Here is a 2498-nt window from a genome sequence, read left to right as displayed (position 1 = left end):
AACGGTGTCGATGATCGAGCCGAAGATGCTGATGGGGATGGACTCTCTAATCCAAATGATGACGACGACGATAACGACGGCACCTTAGACGTTAACGACGCCTTCCCGTTCGATCCAAACGAAACCACGGATTCGGATGGTGACGGTGTCGGCGATAACAGCGATGCCTTCCCAACGGATGCCACCGAAACCACAGACACCGATGGTGACGGTGTAGGCGACAACAGTGACGCTTTCCCTGATGATGCCACCGAGACCACTGACTCAGACGGAGACGGTGTTGGTGATAATGCCGATGCTTTCCCGAATGATGCTTCAGAGACCACGGATTCCGATGGCGATGGTGTTGGTGATAACAGTGATATCGACAAAGACAATGATGGCCTCTCCGATGAGCTGGAATCCCGCACTCAAGCAGATATCGTTGACTGGCCAGTGCTTTACGGAGCCAGCTTCTCTAACGGTGTTCTGTCTGCCAACGGCGGAAGCTGGAGCTATCAGGCGAACTCAGTGCGTTTCTCTGAGTACGGCTACCGGGATAATTATCGTCTGAATTTCACCGTTGAGTCACTGGGCACCAACAATATGTTTGGCTTGGGTAATGCTGAAAGCAGCACAAATTACCCTGATATTGATTACGCCTTCTACATCGTGAACACCACGCTCTATATCTACGAGAGCGGTTCATACCGTGGCAACTTTGGTGCGAACAGTGTCGCTACCGGCGATACGCTTTCATTGGAAGTTAACAACGGCAATATCCGCTATCTCCGTAACGGTGAAGAAATCCGTGTGGTGACTTACAGTGGAGAAACACCGGACTTCTACGTTGATTCAAGCTTCTACAATGGCGCGATTCGCCTGAGCAATATTAGCCTCACGCCAATGTCCGGTAGCAGTGTATCCACTGACGCCGATCAGGATGGCGTCAACAATGACGTCGATCTGGACTCTGATAACGACACCATCCCAGACGTGATTGAAGCCGGATTAACTGATGCTGATGGCGATCTGAAAGTCGACTCAGTAAATCTGCAAGGCTCTGTCGACCCTGCCCCGGATTCAGACGGTGACGGTATTCCTGATTACCTCGATCTGGAAAGTCAAAACCCAGAAAACGATGGCACGGCCTTCGACATGCATGGCTATGACTTTGCTGCCTTCGATTCTAATGGCGACGGTAAACTCGATGGCAATGATGAGCTCGGCGGCAACGATGTGAACGGCAACGGTGTCGATGATCGGGCCGAAGATGCTGACGGGGATGGACTGTCGAACCCGAATGACGATGACGACGATAACGACGGCACCTTAGACGTTAACGACGCCTTCCCATTCGACCCGAATGAAGACACCGATTCTGATGGTGACGGTGTTGGAGATAATGGTGACGCCTTCCCAACAGATGCCACCGAAACCAAAGACACCGACGGTGATGGTGTCGGCGATAATGCCGATGCCTTCCCTAACGATGCATCTGAGACCACAGACACTGACGGTGACGGCGTGGGCGATAATGCTGATGCCTTCCCTGACGATGCGTCTGAAACCACAGACTCTGACGGCGATGGTGTGGGTGATAATTCGGATATCGATCGTGACAACGACGGTCTTGCGGACGAGTTAGAGCTGCGCACCAAAGCTGACATTGTTGATTGGCCCGTGCTTTATGGGGCGAGTTTCTCCAATGGTGAACTCTCTGCCAATGGCGGCACATGGCGCTATCAGGCGAACTCAGTACGTTTCTCTGAGTACGGCTACCGCGATAACTATCGCCTGAATTTCACGGTTGAATCGCTGGGCAGTAACAATATGTTTGGCTTAGGTAATGCTGAAAGCAGCGCAAATTACCCTGATATTGATTACGCCTTCTACATCGTGAACACCACGCTCTATATCTACGAGAGCGGTTCATACCGTGGCAACTTTGGCGCGAACAGTGTCGCTACTGGCGATACGCTTTCATTGGAAGTTAACAACGGCAATATCCGCTACCTCCGTAACGGTGAAGAAATCCGTGTGGTGACTTACAGTGGAGAAACACCGGACTTTTACGTTGATACCAGCTTCTATAACGGCGCAATTCGCCTGAGCAATATTAGCCTCACGCCAATGTCCGGTAGCGGTGTATCCGCTGACGCCGATCAGGATGGCGTCAACAACGATATTGACCTCGATTCCGACAACGACACTATCCCTGATGCGATTGAAGCCGGTTTAGCCGATGCTGATGGCGACCTGAAAGTCGACTCAGTCGATCTGCAAGGCACTGTCGACCCTGCCCCGGATTCAGACGGTGACGGTATTCCTGATTACCTCGATCTGGAAAGTCAAAACCCAGAAAACGATGGCACGGCCTTCGACATGCATGGCTATGACTTCGCTGCTTTCGATTCCAACGGCGACGGCAAACTCGATGGCAATGATGAGCTCGGCGGCAACGATGTGAACGGCAACGGTGTCGATGATCGAGCCGAAGATGCTGATGGGGATGGACT

General features: G+C 52.0%; 1 pseudogene. It reads left to right on the top strand.

What is annotated here, in order from left to right:
- Positions 1 to 2498: pseudogene (locus D515_RS26310) on the top strand (hypothetical protein); the annotation flags it as partial.

Source organism: Grimontia indica (genome assembly GCF_000333895.2).
Taxonomy (GTDB): domain Bacteria; phylum Pseudomonadota; class Gammaproteobacteria; order Enterobacterales; family Vibrionaceae; genus Enterovibrio; species Enterovibrio indicus.
The sequence above is the reverse complement of the archived record's forward strand: the minus strand, read 5'-3'. Positions and strand labels throughout refer to the sequence as shown.